This window comes from Paenibacillus sp. GP183, assembly GCF_900104695.1.
Lineage (GTDB): Bacteria > Bacillota > Bacilli > Paenibacillales > NBRC-103111 > Paenibacillus_AI.
In genome coordinates this window covers 845601-864267 of sequence record NZ_FNSW01000001.1, presented here as the reverse complement: position 1 = coordinate 864267, position 18667 = coordinate 845601, and the positions used below count along the sequence as shown (strand labels likewise).

General features: G+C 46.7%; 17 protein-coding genes. 16 read left to right on the top strand and 1 reads right to left on the bottom strand.

Annotation, left to right across the window (positions count from 1 at the left end; translation table 11 throughout):
- The first annotated feature begins 1 nt into the window (after nucleotide 1).
- The 7 genes from BLV33_RS04280 to BLV33_RS04250 all read left to right on the top strand — a co-directional run bounded on the left by BLV33_RS04280 (nucleotide 2) and on the right by BLV33_RS04250 (nucleotide 7587).
- Complete coding sequence (locus tag BLV33_RS04280; RefSeq protein WP_090788595.1) at nucleotides 2-1048, top strand: ABC transporter ATP-binding protein; 1047 nt, start codon at nucleotides 2-4, stop codon at nucleotides 1046-1048.
- A gap of 32 nt (nucleotides 1049-1080) precedes the next feature.
- A complete protein-coding gene (locus tag BLV33_RS04275; protein WP_090788593.1) occupies nucleotides 1081-2712 on the top strand; it encodes a peptide ABC transporter substrate-binding protein in 1632 nt (543 codons plus the stop codon).
- A gap of 75 nt (nucleotides 2713-2787) precedes the next feature.
- Nucleotides 2788-3720, top strand: a complete 933-nt coding sequence (locus tag BLV33_RS04270; RefSeq protein WP_090788591.1) for a S66 peptidase family protein — start codon at nucleotides 2788-2790, stop codon at nucleotides 3718-3720.
- Nucleotides 3721-3767: 47 nt separating this feature from the next.
- The gene (locus tag BLV33_RS04265) at nucleotides 3768-4871 is read left to right on the top strand and encodes a dipeptide epimerase (protein WP_090788589.1); all 1104 of its coding nucleotides are present in this window, start codon (nucleotides 3768-3770) and stop codon (nucleotides 4869-4871) included.
- Nucleotides 4868-5791: a C40 family peptidase gene (locus BLV33_RS04260; RefSeq protein WP_090788587.1), complete on the top strand. Its 924-nt coding sequence runs from the start codon at nucleotides 4868-4870 to the stop codon at nucleotides 5789-5791. Before BLV33_RS04265 ends, BLV33_RS04260 begins: the two co-directional genes overlap by 4 nt.
- Nucleotides 5792-5890: 99 nt before the next feature.
- Nucleotides 5891-6958: an XdhC family protein gene (locus BLV33_RS04255; protein WP_090788585.1), complete on the top strand. Its 1068-nt coding sequence runs from the start codon at nucleotides 5891-5893 to the stop codon at nucleotides 6956-6958.
- 164 nt (nucleotides 6959-7122) lie between these two features.
- Entirely contained in the window at nucleotides 7123-7587 is a 465-nt protein-coding gene (locus BLV33_RS04250) for a hypothetical protein (RefSeq protein WP_090788583.1), read from the top strand.
- 120 nt (nucleotides 7588-7707) lie between these two features.
- Here the strand turns inward: BLV33_RS04250 and BLV33_RS04245 are convergent, their stop codons facing one another.
- The gene (locus BLV33_RS04245) at nucleotides 7708-8355 is read right to left on the bottom strand and encodes an AbiJ-NTD4 domain-containing protein (RefSeq protein WP_290439070.1); all 648 of its coding nucleotides are present in this window, start codon (nucleotides 8353-8355) and stop codon (nucleotides 7708-7710) included.
- A 662-nt stretch (nucleotides 8356-9017) separates the two neighbouring features.
- Between BLV33_RS04245 and BLV33_RS04240 the strand changes: the two genes are divergently transcribed.
- The 9 genes from BLV33_RS04240 (at nucleotide 9018) to uraD (ending at nucleotide 18647) form a co-directional block, all read left to right on the top strand.
- Nucleotides 9018-10202 (top strand): BMP family ABC transporter substrate-binding protein, encoded by a 1185-nt coding sequence (locus BLV33_RS04240; protein WP_090788579.1) that lies wholly within the window; start codon nucleotides 9018-9020, stop codon nucleotides 10200-10202.
- A gap of 118 nt (nucleotides 10203-10320) precedes the next feature.
- On the top strand, nucleotides 10321-11868 hold the full coding sequence (locus BLV33_RS04235; RefSeq protein ID WP_366414708.1) for an ABC transporter ATP-binding protein: 1548 nt from the start codon (nucleotides 10321-10323) through the stop codon (nucleotides 11866-11868).
- Entirely contained in the window at nucleotides 11865-12947 is a 1083-nt protein-coding gene (locus BLV33_RS04230) for an ABC transporter permease (protein WP_090788574.1), read from the top strand. Before BLV33_RS04235 ends, BLV33_RS04230 begins: the two co-directional genes overlap by 4 nt.
- A 24-nt stretch (nucleotides 12948-12971) precedes the next feature.
- Complete coding sequence (locus BLV33_RS04225; RefSeq protein WP_090788572.1) at nucleotides 12972-13901, top strand: ABC transporter permease; 930 nt, start codon at nucleotides 12972-12974, stop codon at nucleotides 13899-13901.
- Nucleotides 13902-13917: 16 nt separating this feature from the next.
- Entirely contained in the window at nucleotides 13918-14814 is an 897-nt protein-coding gene (locus tag BLV33_RS04220; protein ID WP_090788570.1) for an FAD binding domain-containing protein, read from the top strand.
- Nucleotides 14815-14839: 25 nt separating this feature from the next.
- Entirely contained in the window at nucleotides 14840-17173 is a 2334-nt protein-coding gene (gene pucD, locus BLV33_RS04215; protein ID WP_090788568.1) for a xanthine dehydrogenase subunit D, read from the top strand.
- Entirely contained in the window at nucleotides 17145-17618 is a 474-nt protein-coding gene (locus BLV33_RS04210; RefSeq protein WP_090788566.1) for a (2Fe-2S)-binding protein, read from the top strand. The genes pucD and BLV33_RS04210 overlap by 29 nt, the downstream gene beginning before the upstream one ends.
- A gap of 12 nt (nucleotides 17619-17630) precedes the next feature.
- Nucleotides 17631-18113, top strand: a complete 483-nt coding sequence (locus tag BLV33_RS04205; protein ID WP_090788564.1) for a nucleoside deaminase — start codon at nucleotides 17631-17633, stop codon at nucleotides 18111-18113.
- A 33-nt stretch (nucleotides 18114-18146) separates the two neighbouring features.
- Nucleotides 18147-18647 carry a 2-oxo-4-hydroxy-4-carboxy-5-ureidoimidazoline decarboxylase gene (uraD, locus tag BLV33_RS29845; RefSeq protein ID WP_253186968.1) on the top strand — a complete coding sequence of 167 codons (501 nt, stop codon included), beginning with the start codon at nucleotides 18147-18149 and terminating at the stop codon, nucleotides 18645-18647.
- Nucleotides 18648-18667 lie beyond the last annotated feature (20 nt).

The following is an 18667-nucleotide window of genomic DNA, read 5'->3' as shown; positions in this document are numbered from 1 at the left end:
TATGAAATCTGCGAATCCGTACGATGTTCTGTTGGCTGTCGAGAATCTGCATGTTTCTTTCACCACTCACGGCGGAGAAGTCAAAGCGATCCGCGGAGTCAGCTTAACGCTGGACAAGGGTGAGACTCTCGCGATCGTGGGAGAATCCGGCTGCGGTAAAAGTGTGACTGCCCGCAGCTTGATGCGCTTGCTCCCCGAGTACAGCTCGAGGATCAGCCAAGGCAGCATCCGCTTCAAAGGCGAAGATTTGGTCAAGTTGAGCGAGAAGCAGCTTAGGGAGCTGAGAGGCTCTGAAATCTCAATGATTTTTCAAGATGCGATGACAGCCCTGAATCCCACCATCTCGATTGGTGAGCAGATTATGGAAGGGATCCTTCGCCATCAGAAAATAACACGTTCGCAAGCTCGCAAAAGAGCCGTCGAAATGCTTGAACTGGTAGGCATATCTAATCCCGAGATGCGGATGAAGCAGTATCTGCATGAGTTCAGCGGTGGCATGAGACAGCGGATTATGATCACCATCGCAGCGGTTTGCAATCCTTCCGTTCTCATTGCGGACGAGCCGACAACGGCGCTGGATGTCACCATTCAAGCTCAAATCATCGACCTGTTCAAGATGCTCCAGAGAAAAACCGGTGTCGCCATCATCATCATTACGCATGACCTTGGCGTTGTAGCCAAGATTGCCGATCGGGTCAATGTCATGTACGCCGGAAAGATCGTCGAAGCAGGAACAGTGAATGAGCTGTTCAGCAATCCGCAGCATCCCTACACCAAAGGGCTGCTCGCTTCCATGCCGCGTCTGGACACGGATAAGAACCTCCCGCTCACACCGATTCCCGGAACGCCGCCGGATCTGTTCGCACCGCCGCAAGGCTGCGCTTTTGCTGCGCGCTGCAGCCATGCCATGGAGGTCTGCGGAGTGTACCAGCCGGAGCAGACAGCTGTATCCGAAAGCCACTCAACAGCCTGCTGGCTGCAGGATCCCAGGGCCAAACATGTATTCAAGCAGCCGATCAAGATTAACCTCAAGACGGCTCTAGGATAAATAATCACACTATATTAAAGGGAGTTGTGCTCATGAAAAAGGTTTCAGCATTGCTAATCAGCTGCGCATTGATTTTCGGAACGGTACTTGCAGGGTGCACCAAGGATCAAAGCACAGGAGCCAAAACGACGACGGATACCGGAAAAGAAACCAAGCCCAAAATCGTCCTGTACAACAATTCAAAAGAACCGACGTCCATCGATCCTCCGATCGGATTTGACCAAATTTCTTACGACATTGTCAACAACGCGTTTGAAGGACTGACACGTCTGGGTAAGACCCATCAGCCGGAGCCGGCTATGGCTAAAGAGTGGAAAGTCACTCCTGACGGCAAAAAGTACACGTTTACCTTGCGTGACGGCATTAAATGGTCGAACGGAGATCCAGTGAAAGCTGCCGACTTTGAGTATGCATGGAAGCGTCTGCTTGATCCTAAAACAGCCTCTGATGCAGCGTTCCTCGCTTATCCGATTGAAGGCGCGGAAGCCTACAACTCCGGTAAGGGTACAGCCGATGGCGTAAAAATTAAAGCTGTTGATGACAAGACACTTGAAATTACTTTGGCACAGCCTGCTTCCTGGTTAATAGGCATGGTATCCAGCCCCGCGTTCTTCCCGGTAAACAAAGCTGCCGTGGATAAGAGTGCGAAATGGGCTGGCGAAGCAGCAACGATTGTCAGCAATGGACCGTTCACCATTACGGAATGGAAGCATGACAGCGAGTTGAAAATGGTGAAAAACGCCCAATACTGGGATGCTGCCAATGTGAAGCTGGATGGCGTCACTTACAAAATGATCAATGATTCCAACACTGCTTACCAGCTCTTCTCCACTGGAGAGCTTCATTCGACCGAAACCATCCCGGCTGACATGAGCGATAAATTGTTTTCAGAGAATAAAGTGACGGTCCAGGATGCTGCAGGAACGGCGTTCTACCGTTTTAATACGAAAATGGCACCTTTCACCAACGCCAACATCCGTAAAGCGTTCGTTGCGGCCGTAGACAGACAAAAGCTTGTTGATTTGGTATTGAAGCAAAAGCAGAAGCCTGCTGAAGGGTTTGTATCTCCTGGACTTAAAGATCCAGCAGGCGGAGATTTCCGCAAAGTGGGCGGAACCCTGATCAAGTTCGACGCAGCCGAAGCTAAGAAGCTTTTGACAAAAGGGATGCAGGAAGCTGGCTATGCAGCACTGCCTGAAGTTACATTGACTTATAATACCAACGATGTCAGTCAAAGAATTGCTCAAGCAGTTCAAGCCATGTTCAAAGAAAACCTGGGTATTGATGTGAAACTGGCAAACAAAGAAGGAAAAGTGATGACAGCCGAACAAAAGAAGCTGCAGCTCCAATTGTCCCGTTCTTCTTTCCTTCCGGACTTTGCAGATCCGATCAACTTCCTGGACGGATTCCAATCGACCAACCCTTTCAGCAGAACAGGTTGGGTTAACGCGCAATATGATAAATTAATTAAAGATGCATTTAGTGAACCAGATGAGGCCAAACGTTTCAAAATGATGCATGATGCAGAGAAAATCCTCATGGACGAAGCACCGATTCTGCCGCTTTACTTCTACAACACGGCTTATTTGCAAAGCGATAAATTGGAAGGCGTCGTCAGACATGCTTTCGGTTTCATTGACTTCAAATTGGCGAATTTGAAATAAGTTCGGATTTCAAAGGGGTGTGCACCTGTACGGGTGCTCCTCCCCTTTTTTTCAAGTGAGGAAGGGGCATTAATAATGATTGAGCTTATCAAGCCTCGAAGCTTAAAACCCGGAGATACAGTTGGCATCACGGCTCCAGCGAGCTGGGGTGACAGAGATCAGATGATAGCATCCGCTGTCTATCTTGAAAATCTGGGACTTCATGTATGTGTCGGAGACACTCTTTCTAAGCAGCATGGTTACCTATCAGGAACCGATGAGGAACGGGCTTTGGAATTGAATGCCATGTTTGCTGATCCGAACATCCATGCGATCATTTGCGCACGAGGTGGATTCGGCAGCGGGAGAATTGCCGATAGGCTCGACTATGATCTTATCCGTGCTAATCCAAAAATTTTCTGGGGCTACAGTGACATTACCTTTTTGCACGCTGCTATCGGGAGATTCGCAGGTTTGGTTACTTTCCACGGCCCTATGCTGATCGATTTGGGTAAAGAGGATTTAAACCTGCTGACCGTTCAAAATTTTGAAACGCTGTTTCGCCCATCCGTTCTTCGCTATACCGAAGCGATTTCCCCTCTACAGACCTTAGTGGAAGGAGAGGCCTTCGGACCCTTAGTCGGCGGGAACCTTTCCTTGATCGCAAGCACGCTCGGTACTCCTTATGAGCTGGACACGAGAGGGAGAATCCTTTTTATAGAAGATATTGACGAAGAACCTTATCGGTTGGACCGGATGTTGAACCAATTGAGACAAGCCGGAAAATTTGCCGATGCGGCTGGAATTATGGTCTGTGATTTTAATAATTGTATACCGAACAAACGTAAATTATCGCTTACCTTGGAGCAAATTATTGACGATCAAATTGTTTCCGCAGGAAAGCCGACGCTTTCCGGATTTAAGATTGGCCACTGCTCTCCGAATATTGCCGTTCCGATCGGCATAGAAGCAAGATTGTGCACGTATGATAAGTCGCTGGAATGTAAAGAACCCGGTGTAGAGGCATGAGCATATGCTTCAGAAGTAGTTTTGTGGCATAAGAGGAGGCAGCGAACATGAACATTAAAAGCATTGAAGTAATGAGGCAGTCCACTCGTTTGAAAAAGCCGTTCAAAACAGCACTGCGCACTGTATATAACGCGGAGTCAGTTTTAGTCCGGATTCAAGCTGACGACGGCAGGATCGGTTGGGGAGAAGCTCCAGCGACCATCGTCATAACCGGTGACAGCTTGGACAGTATCCATTCGGCTATTGTACATACGCTCACCCCACTCTTGATCGGCAAAAACCTGCTGGCTTATGAACAAATTCTGCAGGAGATTCATCATTCGATGATCGGCAGCAGCAGTGCCAAAGCGGCTGTGGATATGGCCATATACGATCTGATCGCGCAGTACTGCGGTCTGCCCCTATACCAGTTTCTTGGAGGATATAAGGATGAGATCGAGACGGATTTCACCGTTAGCGTTAATTCGCCTAAGGAAATGGGAGAAGACGCGATCCGTTATGTGCAGGAAGGGTTTAATGTTCTGAAAATTAAAGTAGGCAAAGATGACATCCTGGAAGATATCGAGCGAATTAAGGAAATCCGCAGCTGCGTCGGGAACGGGGTCAAAATACGCGTAGACGCGAATCAGGGCTGGCAAGTTAAGGACGCGATCCGCACTATCCGGCGCATGGAGGACCTGGGGCTTGACATTGAATTGGTAGAGCAGCCGGTGAAAGCTCATGACATCGAAGGACTGAAGACAGTTACCAATGCGGTGGAGACTCCAGTCATGGCGGATGAGAGCGTGTTTTCACCCGCACAAGCCTTCGAGGTGCTGAAATGCCGTGCAGCCGATATGATTAATATCAAGCTGATGAAGTCCGGCGGAATTTACAAAGCGCAAATTATTAACCATATTGCTGAAGAATTTGGTGTCGAGTGCATGGTAGGCAGTATGATTGAATCCCGTGTGGCCGTTACAGCTGCAGCTCATCTTGCGGCAAGCAAGAAGAACATTACCCGCTTCGATTTTGATGCCCCTCTGATGATGCTCAACGATATCGTGGTTGGCGGTGTGCAGTACAATGGAAGGATGATGACCTTCCCTCATGAAGCCGGCCTTGGGATTCGCGACGTGGCCCACAGCCAAAGTATCGGAGTGGGATCATGAACGAGTTGAAACGAATGGCAGCAGCTGTTTCCGTCGCAACAGTTTGGACGAAGCCCGAATCCCCCCGGTCTTTGGATGAGCCTGCTTTGAAGCATCCGGCAGAAATAAGAGAGTGGCGGCGCCGTATGACGGTAAAGGATAAGGTGGACTTGAGTGAAGCAAATCGGGTTCAGACTCAAATTCTGTATGGGACTTCCGTTCTCGTAGTGGAAGAACAGGAAGATTGGATAAAGGTGCTCATCCCGCAGCAGGGAACCCGCAAGGAAGCATTGGGCTATCCTGGATGGGTGCCAAGATGCCAGTTGGTTAATGAGACGGAAGCTCCTGCCGGATCGAAGATGGCAGAAGTGATCTCCGGACATGCATGGTTGTACAGGAGTCCCTCCGAACATTTGATTGAATTGAGCTTTCTGACCTCTCTTCCTGTGCTTGAAGAAACGGAGGAGTGGGTGAAAGTGCAGACCCCGGAAGGCATCGCATATTTAAAAGCGGATGAAGTTCGCTTGATCGAAGCTCCTTCGGCACTTAAGTCAATTGAAGGCCATATCGGACGCGGAATCGTGGAGCAGGGAAAAAGGTTTCTCAATCTGCCTTATCTATGGGGCGGAATGTCTTCATTCGGCTACGATTGCTCCGGTTTCGCTTACAGTATGCACAGATTTGCCGGGATTTCGATTCCAAGAGACACCTCTGACCAAGCCATACAGGGAGCCCTGATTGAAAAGGAACAGTTGGAACCTGGTGATCTGCTCTTTTTCGCTCATGAAGAAGGAAAGGGAGCTATTCACCACGTGGGGATTTATGCCGGAGACCAACGGATGATCCATTCCCCTGAATCGATAAAAGCAATTGAAATTGTAGATTTGGATAGCTTCAAGCTGGCCAAAGAACACTGCGTATCCAGGCGGTATTGGGGCTAATTGTCATATAAAAAACACAATACATTTAATTCTTACCCTTAGTGAGTATATGTGATAATATATAACATAAACTCAGTTCAGGAAGCAGGTGGAATTTGGATGGATGTACACAACATTTTGCAGGAAATTGCTAACGGCCATCACCGGTCTGTCTTGGTTACTATTGCTTCTGTGGAAGGCCATGCTTATCGCAAATCTGGAGCGATGATGCTGCTCCTGGAAAATGGATCGGCTATCGGAAGTATCAGTCCGGGATGTATGGAAGTTGATCTAATGGAGCGGATAGAAGGAATTCTTGCATCCAACACCCATCAGCTTGTTGAATATGATATGAAATCGGAAGATGACGCTGCCTGGGGTGAAGCGATAGGATGCGGAGGCACGGTCCGCGTGCTGTTAGAGCCGGTAACGGGGGTATTATTGGAGCACTTGCTGGAGGTTAAGCGCAGGTTAGATCAGCACATCGCCGTAAGCTTGAAGCGGTTCATCATAGAAGAAAACAAATCTATTCGATATAAGCTGATTTCCGCTCATTCCGCTGGGTTTGAGAATCAGCAGATGCGCAGTTTAAATGAGCAGGAATTGATTGTGTCCACATTGTTTTCTCCTAAGCCCCGACTGATTATTTTTGGTGCTGGCAATGACGCAATACCTGTTGCCCAGCTTGCTCGTCGAGTAGGTTTTCAGATAATTATAGCTGATTGGCGCGCTGGATTATGTACAAATGAGCGTTTTGAGGATGCTGCGTTTATTATTGGTTTCCCGAAGAAGTCATTGATGCATCTGAATTTAACTGAACAAGACTATGTCATCGTGATGAGCCATCAATTGCGCTGGGATCGTGAATTTGTACAGAATATGCTTTCAAAACGTGTTAAGTATGTGGGAATCATGGGATCAAAAGCAAGAACCATCCGCGTGTTGGAAGCCATGTCGGTACCCCCATGGTTTCATACCCCGGTTGGTCTTCACATCGGCGCCGAAGGACCAGACGAAATTGCAATTAGCATTATGGCTGAATTAATCAGCATTATTCGGAGTAATGAAAGGGTGAACAGCGAGGAAGCTGAACCACTTAAAGCTGAATATAGCAGTGATATATTTGGCCGCAGGGAGAAGCAGCCGGAAGAGACTGCCCAAGCTTACCATCAAGCTGCACAAGGATAAACTGCGAAGCGGAATAGATGCGGAAATGGAATTCGCAATTTGATCGGTGCAGAGCACCGAACAGTCTGTATAGGGAGCCGGGATGACCCGGCTCTTTATTTTGTGGGTTAACTTTTTATGGTTATAATCCGATATAGTGCAAAAAAGAAACGAAGTGTTCTTAGTTGAAAATCAATCCTACATTTTCTCAACTCAATCCACTAGAGCAAGGTCGACTAAACCGCGGGGTAAGCGATCAAGTCAGACAAAAATTTGAGCAGATCACAGTAGAACGCAGCCAGACTAAGGGAGTCACAGATAAGCAATTTTTGAATTCGCTGAATAAGGATCAATTGGAAACCCTTCGCACTTTTCATGGGTTGGCATTCGATATTCAAACTTCACAGCTGAGTGATGAAGGTGCACATAATCTGGTCAGTGAAACGAACGACCTTCGTGATTTGAATGGGATGGAAATATCTCGATCGGACAAGCCAACATGTTTATTTTTCCTCCACCAGGAGCGCCTTCGGAAGTCTATGAAGCCTTTTCCAAACTATCGTCGGAAGATCAACAAAGTGTATACCAAGCTGCCGCTTCGAAGCAAGGTATGCATGAGCTCGCCCAGCAGAATAGCAGAGTTTCAGTGATTCCGGGCAGACCCAATACAAATAATATCTTTAGTGGAGGGCTGGATAATTAAAGATAACACATCTATCATGAAGTTACACTTAAAAACTAATGAAGAAAATCCTAATAATTAGCAAATTTTATGTAATATTAATAACTGCCTTTGAAGCTTTTACATTTAAAAAGTTAATGAAAGCGGAGCAAGAAACGAGCATGAATTTTGCTTCCTCAAAATTAAGATTATCTTCATCTAATAAGCCAAAAGAATGTCTTATTCCCTTTTCGTTACTAGTATATCCATATAACTTATTAAAAGAATCATTTAAAGCAGGGTGAATGTTTATGTGTCCTTTATTTTTGATTAAGTCGAGTGCCTTTCCCAGAGAAGCATTATCATCATTTGTTATGATTTTACACAAACACTCTACAGCACTTATGGATTCTTTTATTGAGTTTCTATAGTCGGGATTTTCACGATCAGATAACTTTTTCAATGCATCTGTTAAATGCTTATTAACAGTAGAAAAAGAATTTGTAGCTTCTTGTATTGCTTGGATCTCGTCGTCGGAAGATATTGGGCAGATTATGTAATTTATGAATCGATAATATGACATATGAGTTTCAAGTGCTTCATTACATTTATGTATGAAATAAACAATCTTCACTCTCCTGTCTTGTCCAGTCCTAGAATTCACTAAAAATTGTATTAAGTCATAAACTAAATTCCACTCAGCATTTATAAATAAGCTTCTAATCATTAAAGCAACCTTATCAATATTAGTGGGAATTTCGTCTACATGGTTTGTTTAATAGTTTGACGTACATTTCTTTTGCCAAATCAAATTGACCACTGGGACCTAGAACAGGAAAATAATCGGTATAATAAACATTAAGTAGAGCAGTTCTTAAATCATTGTCTATACCGTCTCTCTGCATTATTGATTTCCTTTGAACAATGCCCATTCGTTCAGAAAATGATTCCATATTTTTGTGCCAGCCCCTCTATAAAATATGTACAATTGTACCATATTGATAGACAAATTAAATAGTAGGAAACGACATAAATCCGCAGTAACACCGCAATATAAAGCTATAGATGGATAAGAATGAGCGCTGACAAATGAGTCGGCGCTTATTGTATTTCAATAACATCATCGGGGGTTTGGCGATTGATTCAGTTAACATTAGACATGCATAAGTATGGACCGTGGATGGTTACAAATAAAGGCGACACAACTTACCGCATATATTTGTCATGTTATATAACATAAGTATCATACTTTTTTAAGAAATGCATAATAATTTATGTTTTTATAACAAATTTATGTTAATTAAATTGACACAATGTTCCCGCTATTTTATAGTTTGAATAAGTCCATAGCAGTATGATCAGCGAAATTTATTCGCTAAGTCATGAGTACATGCCATAGGAGAAAAAAGGAGGAGCTGTATGAGACAAATGAGAAAAGCAGGGATTGTCGGTATTATTCTTTTAATTGCGGTAGTTAGTTCACTTGTAGGATGCTCGCAAAAATCTGCAAATTCAACTACGGTGAAGCCGACAGATTCAACAGCTCCAACAGCAACGGCTATGGCCACAGTTGCTGCCACAACAAAGCCCTCTGATGCTCCAGGAGGAATTAAATCACCACGAGTTGCCTTTGTTTATATCGGGCCTCCAGGCGATGGCGGTTGGACGTTTGAGCACGATAAGGGCCGAAAGGCGATGGAAAAGGAATTAAATATAAAAGCGGATACGGTTGAAAATGTACCGGAGAGCGCTGATGCGGAACGGATCATGACTGAGCTGGCGAAGAATCACGATCTTATTTTCACAACAAGCTTTGGCTATATGGATTACACCTTTAATGTCGCTCAAAAGTTTCCAAAAGTCATATTCATGCATAATGCGGGTTATAAAACCGCGCCGAATATGGGAACTTACTTTGGACGCAATTATTTGGGAAGCTACTTGGCGGGAATAGCAGCGGGCAAAATGACCAAGAAAAATGTGTTGGGTTATGTTGGTGCCTTTCCAATCCCCGAAGTTATTTATAATATCAATGCTTTCACTCTCGGAGCGCAAAGCGTGAATCCAGCTGTGAAAGTCAACGTAGTCTGGAGTAACACATGGTTTGATCCTACTGTTGAGAGACAGGCGGCTGTGAGCTTGCTGGATAAAGGCGCTGACGTGCTGATGGCCTATCAGGACTCGCCGGCAACGATTCAGGCGGCTAATGAAAGAGGAGCGATGGCAGGCGGTAACGATTCCGATATGAGCCGTTTTGCGCCGGATGCTTATTTAACGAATCCAACATGGAACTGGGGAGCTTATTATACCAAGGTTGTCAAAAGCGTCATGGACGGCACTTGGAAAAATGATCAATACCTGGGTGATATGAAGGATGGCTTGGTCGATATCGCACCGCTAGGCAAAAAAGTACCGGATGATGTCAAAAAATTGGTTGCTGATACAAAAGCCAAAATCTTGAGCGGAGAATTGAACGTATTCAAGGGGCCGATCACGGATGCGGCAGGTACGGTAAAGGTTCCCGAGGGATCCAACATGAGCGATAAGGATATTTACAGCATCAATTGGTTTGTTAAAGGGGTAAACGGAACCATTCCGAAATAATTTTGAAATGTTCATAGCCTTTACACCAGCGAATCTCTTGGAGTCTCAAGAGATTTGTTGGTATAAGTGGGACTTTCTAAAGCTCTGCAGCTTTTGCGCTCATCTTAGGGAGGAAGCCATGATGATTACTGAAAATGCAGTAGAAATGAAGCAAATTGTCAAAATCTTTGGTTCAGTGGTCGCTAACGATCATGTTGATTTTAACGCCAAACAGGGTGAAATTCATGCGCTTTTGGGAGAAAATGGGGCGGGAAAAAGCACCATGATGAGCATGCTGTCGGGCGTTTACCGTTTAAACAGCGGAGAGATCAGGATTCAGGGGCAAACGGTTAAAATCCGCTCACCCAAGCATGCCATGGAGTTGGGCATTGGCATGGTATTTCAAAACTTCCGGCTCGTACCGACCTTAACAGCCACGGAAAATATTATTTTAGGTGAAAAAGGGAGCGTTTGGCGAGGCAGGACCTGGATGAAAAAGAAGCGAGATGCCATAGATGAGCTGGCGCGCCGTTTTGGGCTGTCTTTTCCAACGGATTTGCCGATTTGGCAGCTTTCCGTAGGAGAACAGCAGCGTGTGGAAATCGTCAAAGTCTTGTATCGAGGGGCTCGGATCATTATTTTGGATGAACCGACCTCTGTGCTTACACCTGCGGAAGCCGAGCAATTATTCGATACGCTGGCCCATATGAAGCAGGACGGCAAAACTGTCATTATCACGACACATAAGCTGAAGGAAGTCATGATGACAGCAGATCGAATTTCTGTGATGCGTAAAGGCAAAATGATTCAAACATTGGAAAAAACGGAGACTAATGAACGTGATTTGGCTCGGATCATGATGGGGCATGAACTCAACCTATCCCGGCAGGTGCGTGAAAATAAATCCGGAGAAGCATTACTCGTTGTGAAAAATCTTGAAGCGATTGCCGACCACGGAAGCCGTGCTTTGAATGGGATTGAATTTTCGCTTAGGCGCGGTGAAATTGTTGGAATTGCTGGCGTTGCGGGCAACGGACAGAAGGAGCTTGCTGAAGTGCTGACGGGACTTCGACCAAGACGAAGTGGCAGCGTGATCTACAACGGAATGGAAATGAAATCCGCATCCGTGCGGGCAGCCATCGATCTCGGCATCTCGCATATTCCCGAGAATCGCATGAAAAGCGGCTTGGCCGGCAGTTTAAATATTGTAGATAATCTGTTGATCAAATCATATCGAACATTTGACCGGTCATGGTTTGGTTTTTTAAGAAAACACAAAAATAGACTTTGGTCCCAGCAGCTAGTCGAACAGTTTGACGTCAAAACACCTGACCTGGACACACCCGCACGCCAATTATCAGGCGGCAATCAACAAAAGCTGTTGTTCGCCAGAGAAATTAATAATAACCCGCTGCTAATGGTAGCCGTTCATCCTACCCAAGGTCTGGATGTAGGCGCAACAGACGGCGTGCATCAGTTATTATACGATTTAAGAAATGAAGGAAGCAGTGTTCTGCTGATTTCGGAGGATTTGGATGAGGTCATGCAATTATCGGATCGGGTACTTGTGATTTACAACGGTAAAATTGTCGGTGAAATGCAGCGAGAGGAATTGGACAAAGAACGAATCGGGATGTGGATGGCTGGCATCCATGATTTGAAGGATGACAGGGGTGCTGCTGGATGAATGAAGAGCAGGCTGCGGGCAGATTTCGCTTTCCGTTCCGTTTGGTGATAGACACGCAGAAAAAGGAAAACGCCTGGTGGGTTCCGTTTCTATCGATTATTCTGGCATTGATCTTTTGCGCATTGTTTATTGGCCTCAATGGAATGAATCCATTAACGATTTATCTGAAAATGGCAAATGGCGCCTTCGGCTCGAGCTACGGTATTAGCGAAACACTGGTAAAAGCGATTCCCCTGCTGCTGTGCGGCTTAGGCGTATCCATTGCTTACCGAATTAAAATATGGAATATCGGTGCTGAAGGCCAGTTTGCAATTGGGGCAATAGCGGCTACATCGATAACGATATATTGGCCTAATATGCCTGAGCCCTTGGTCATTCCAGCTATGGTAATCATGGGTACGCTTGGCGGAGCTGTATGGGGTTTACTGACAGCCATACCAAAGGCTTATTTTCAGGTGAATGAATTAATTACATCGTTGATGCTCAATTATGTGGCTTTATTGCTGATGAATTACTTTGTGTTCAGTCCGTGGAAGGATCCCAAAGGCTTTAATTTTCCCGGGACTCCGATGTTCGAAACCTATGAGCAGCTGTTGACTATAGGCGGAACCCGGCTGCACCTTGGCTTGATTTATGGATTAATCGCTGTCGCGCTTTATGCTTTCTTTATCCACTATACCAAATGGGGGTATGAGCTGCGCTTGATTGGCGCCAATCCCTCTGCTGCCAAATATGCAGGAATTCATATTAACAAGCATATTTTAATTGTGATGATGATAAGCGGAGGCTTGGCAGGGCTGGCAGGTATGAGCGAGGTGTCAGGTGTTACGCATCGGTTGATGTACGGCATCTCCCCCGGTTATGGTTATACGGCCATCATTGTGGCATGGCTGGCCAAATTAAATCCGCTTGGTTTAATCATTTCCTCCATTTTATTCGGCGCTTTGATTGTCGGCGGCTTTAGTGTTCAAACCATTGGTTTGCCTTCATCGACTTCGCTTATGCTGCAAGGCGCAATCTTGTTTTTCCTCATAGGCGGTGAAACAATCGGTCGTCTGCGATTGAAATTCAATCGGTGAGACTTTAAAGGAAGGGGCAGCGCTGTGGACTTTATAATGCAATTGCTTGTAGCTGCTATATCATCAGGAACACCTCTGCTGCTTGCGACTTTGGGCGGCATTCTATGTGAACGGGCGGGAGTTATCAACCTCGGAGCTGAAGGACTGATGCTGATCGGAGCTGTAACGACATGCCTGGTCTATATCCAAACGGAAAGCCTGGTATTAGCTTTGTTAGCTTCATTGGGATCCAGTGCATTACTTGGCTTGCTTCATGCCTTTTTAAGCATCACGATGCGGGCGAATCAGGTCGTGAGCGGGTTGGCCATCACATTATTCGGAACTGGACTGAGCGCTTACTTAGGTAAGCCGGTGTCCGGTATGCCTATTGCGGGATCCGTTCCCAAGCTGCATTTGAGCTGGATTGAGCCGATACCTTTTTTGGGTCAAATATTCGCTCATTTAGACCTGCTTACCTGGGCCAGCATACTTCTTGCAGCGGCGATGCACCTGTTTATATTCAAAACCTCATGGGGACTGCACTTAAGAGCGATTGGCGACAGCCCCGGTACAGCTGATGTCATGGGTATACGCGTTTTTTTAAACAGATATTTATATGTGGTTGCGGGTTCGATGCTGATTGGTCTTGCAGGCGCCGATCTCATTCTGGTTTATTCGCCGAGCTGGATCGAAGGCATGACAGCAGGCAGAGGCTGGATTGCCGTTGCCTTGGTAATTTTCGCTAAATGGAACCCGCTCCGTGCGATGGCCGTTTCCTATTTTTTTGGCGGACTAGATACATTAGGCTTCCGAATTCAATTGATCGGCAGCCAAATACCTTCCTATTTTTTGAAAATGCTGCCTTATGTGATCACCATCCTAGTCCTGATGTTCACAGGCTGGCGGAATCGCAACAAATTAACAGGCAAGCCGGAAGCAGTGGGGGAGCCTTACATCCGAGAGCAACGATTCTAATCCGGGAGGCTTGATTATGGCTCTTAGCAACGAAAGTTATGCTCCAGCACCAAGCGTTTGGGAGCCTGATTCGATAGGAGAGGCATGGCGGCTGCAGCAAATGTTAGGATTGGGGAGCAAGTTTATTTCAGGCGGCACTTTACTGCGGACACAATGGGAATCAGGTATTAGTGAAATGCCGCATCATTTAATAAGTGTTGCAGCTATTGCCGAAATGTCAGCCATTCAAATCAAAGCGGATGAGGCAGTGATCGGTGCCGCTGTGTCTTTATCGGAATGCGCCAAGCATCCGCATATCCAAGCGGAGTTTGCTCATCTTGTGCAGGCCATCCGCAGTATTGCCGCTCCTTCGATACGCAATATGGCAACGCTTGGCGGCAATATAATTTCAGCTGTGGGAGACTCCATTCCGGCACTGCTTGTGAGCGGTGCTGTGTTGAATTGGTATGGTGGAAGCTCCCGTCAAACGGAGCTGCTCCAGGATTGGGTATATGCAATCAGTCAACCCGGTTATCAGGAGAAGCGGCTGTTGATATCAGTGAGCTTGCCTCAGATGAGTTCAGAGCGTTTAGGAAGATATGTATCCTTTTATCAAAAAATAGGAAGAAGAGAAGCATTTACGCCTTCAATAGTTACAACTGCTTTTCAAGGATGGATCCATGCTGATGGGGGATTAGCTGATTTTCATATCGCTGCTGGAGGCGGTTCAAGCTATTGCCTGCGATTGACCCAGTCGGAAGCATTACTGAATGGAAGCCGGTTAACCCCGAATTTACTGCAACAGCTGCAGCAGGCTGTTCAAGAACAAATGATTGCTTATTCGGATCCATTCGCCTCAGCAGCATACCGTAAGAAAACAGCCGCGAACCTAATTAGCTCCGGTCTTTGGAGTGAGTTAGCAGCTTCTAGTTAAGACTGCGGTAGAAAGGGTGAGAACGATGCGAATAAACCGGTTAACGAGTGGAAAACGTTGGCGCACACGTCCGGATGGTATGGAAAAAGTAACAGGTCAGCTTAAATATTTAACGGATCTGCAGGCACCCGAGATGCTTTATGGCAAGGTGCTGAGAAGTCCTCATCCGCATGCGGTCATTAAAGATATTCGGATAGAAAAAGCTTCGATGCTCAAAGGCGTTCACGCTGTTATTACCCATCTGGATGTTCCCGGTTTAAATCGGTTCGGGATCGAAACACCGGATCAACCGGTGCTGTGTGAAGATCGCGTTCGTTATATTGGCGATGCTGTTGCAGCTGTTGCTGCCGAAACTGAGGAGCTTGCAGACTATGCCCTGACTTTAATCGAAGTCGATTACGAGCTGCTTCCCGTTATTGATGATCCGGAAGCAGCCCTGCTGCAGGAATCCGTTCAGCTTCATCCAAATGGCAATGTTTTGCACCGCACCAATCATAAGGTTGGAAATATAGAAACAGGATTCGCTAATAGCGCATTTATCGTGGAGGAAACCTATTCTACTCCAAGACAAATGCATACGTATATGGAAATGGAAGGCGGCTTATTTATACCGGAGGCGGATGGCCGGCTAACGGTTTACTCGGCTACCCAGCATGGCTATATGGACCAATTTCAGCTGTCCCGTATTCTGGCCATCCCGCAAACCGCGATTCGTATCGTGTCCAGCCCCATCGGCGGCTCGTTCGGCGGCAAGGACGAATTGAACGTGCAGCCTTACGGAGCTTTGCTTGCGGTTATCAGTGGAAGACCAGTGAAGATTCACAATTCCAGATGGGAATCCTTCAGGGCAGGCCTCAAGCGCCACCCGATGAAGATACATGTAAAAACAGGAGTGGACAGCGAAGGCCGAATTATGGCGCATCAGGCAAGAATCGTTGCCGATACTGGCGCATACGCTACACTGGGCGGGCCTGTGCTTAATTTTGCCACAGAGCATATGATCGGCCTCTACACGATGCCGAATGTTGCCGTTGAAGGCATCTCGGTTTTTACCAATAACGGCGTATCCGGCGAATTTCGCGGCTTTGGCGGCAATCAGGCGATTTTTGCCTTGGAGTGCCAGATGGATCGCTTGGCAGAGAAACTGGGAATGGACCCATGGGCATTGCGCCAAATCAATCTCAGGGATAAGCATACTCTGGGACCGCTCGGTCAACGGATCGCGCCTACAGATGGAGCCAGCCAGGTATGGGACATGATTGATCGGTCTGAGCTTTGGGCCAGCCGAACGCAGCTTACTTCGGTAAGCGGGAACCGCCCGTCTGCGCCGTGGCTTAAATACGGGATTGGAGCCGCATTAACGATGCACGGCGCAGGGTTAGGCTACGGTATTCCCGATGATTCAGGCGGACGCATAGTTTTGAGTCATGACGGAAAAATTGAGGTCGTTTTTGGCTTTGAGGAATTTGGCCAAGGGCTCATCGCAACTCTGGAGCTGATGCTGATCGAGCACTTTGACTGCCAGGCAAGCGACCTCCGTCTGCTGATCGGCGATACGGACCTTGTTCCGCAGAGCGGTTCCAGCACAGCGTCCCGTGCTACAAGCATGATGTGGATGGCGCTGCAAAGACTCAAGCCGCTTTTTCTGCAGCAGCTGCTGACGGCAGCTTCGCATTACACCGGCGTAGCCATCGAGCTGCTGACCGCAGGTCCCGAAGGAGTTTGGCGCAAAGCGGATCTGCAAGCAAGTCGCGATTCAAGCTCGCCGCTTATAAGTTATCAAGACATTTCCGCCAAGTTGAGTGAGCCAATTGCCATAGAAACCAAGTTTCATTATCCGATAACGCCTGACCCGATTATGGGAGGCCATTTTCTTTACACTTATGCTGCAGTAGCCGTAAAGGTTGAGGTTAATACGCTGACAGGGAGAGTAAGGCTGCTCGATCAATTTCATGCTGTGGCAGCGGGACCTGTCGCTAATCCGCAAGGATACCTTGGTCAGATTGAAGGCGGCAGCATCATGGCCTTGGGCTTCACCTTGACAGAGGATGCGCAAATGCATGCCGGTGAGTACATTACCAGGAATTTGGATACCTATCTGATTCCGACGGCAAGCGATATTCATCGTGATTTTGAATTGGAGGCCATTGAGGAATTGCCTGAGGAAGATACGTATGGACCTCGCGGGGTTGGAGAAGTCGGAACCGTTGTATTGGCTCCAGCTATTGCATCTGCCGTTTACCACGCAGTGGGCAAACGAATCAACAAGCTGCCGATTAGTCCTGAAGAGCTGCAGCAGGATTTTATCATACCGAAAGGAGTGTTTAACGATGAGCACGAGGCAAGCAGTATCCAGTGAATGGCGCAGTCATGTGAATAACAAGGACGTAGTGCTGCATATTCCGCCTTCTAAACGATTATTGAATATTTTAAGGGATGATTTAGAGCTGACGGGAACCAAGGTTTCCTGTGAAATGGGCCGGTGCGGCGCGTGTATGGTTCTGGTAGATGGCAAGGCGGTCAATTCTTGTTTGATCATGGCTTATCAATGTGCCGATAAACAGATCACAACAATTGAAGGCATAGGAAACGAAACGCTGCATCCCATCCAGCAAGCTTTTTTAGAAGAAGGCGGATTTCAATGCGGTTACTGTACGCCCGGAATGATCATTTCGGTCCAAGCGCTGCTCACTGAGAATCCACACCCGTGTCAAAGCGAAATTGAAGAAGGCTTATCCGGCAATCTATGCCGCTGCACCGGGTATGGAGGCATTATGCGCGCCGTAGAAAAATTGGTGAAATAGGAGCTGGCAGCAATGAACTATCACGAGCATACTTTTTATTTGCAAAAATGTGTAGAAGTTTCGAAAAAAGCGAGAGAGCAGGGTAACACACCTTTTGGCGCTATATTGGTAGATCATGAGGGCAAAATTTTATTAGAGCAAGGGAATATTGAAATCACGACAAAGAACTGTACGGGTCATGCGGAGACATCATTGATGGTTGCCGCATCTGCGCTTTTCAGCAAAAGCTTTTTGTGGAATTGTACCTTATATTCCTCCGTTGAACCCTGTGCCATGTGCGCGGGCGCGATTTATTGGGGCAATGTCGGCAGAGTGGTCTATGGCATTTCCGAGAAGAAGCTGGCAGAGCTCACTGGAGAAAGCGAAGTCAATCCGACGCTGGATTTGCCTTGCTCCGATGTGTTTGCCAGAGGCAATAAACCGATCAAGGTGGTCGGACCCTTTCCGGAGGTGGAAGTGGAAGTCATTGCTGTTCATGAGGGATATTGGGATTAACGTGTTTGAAAGGTGATAGAGGACAGGTGCTGTATGCGTTATTCAATAGATCATATTAATCGATTAGAGAAGGATCCATTTGTGGAGCTGCTGGGCTGGGTTTTCGAGCATTCGCCATGGGTCGCGGAGCAAGCATGGGTACATCGGCCTTTTGCTTCATTAACTCATTTGCATCAGACCATGACTCAAATTGTGCGGGAAAAGACAGCTGAAGAACAAGTTTCACTTCTGCGAGCTCATCCCGACTTGGCTACAAGACTGCAAATGAGCGAAATTTCACAGCTGGAGCAGCAGGGGGTTGGTTTAGACCGACTGTCTCCCGCAGAATTTAATCAATTCAATTCATTCAATAATGCATATGTCGCGAAATTTAATTTTCCTTTTATTATGGCTGTTCGTGGTCAGAGCAAGGAAACTATTTTATCAGCGATGGAAAAGCGTTTAACTAATACACTTGAAGCGGAACATGAACAAGCCTTGCAGGAGATTTACAAAATCACGCAATTTCGTTTAGCGGATTTGTTAGAAGCATAATTGAGCGGGAGGTTCATACC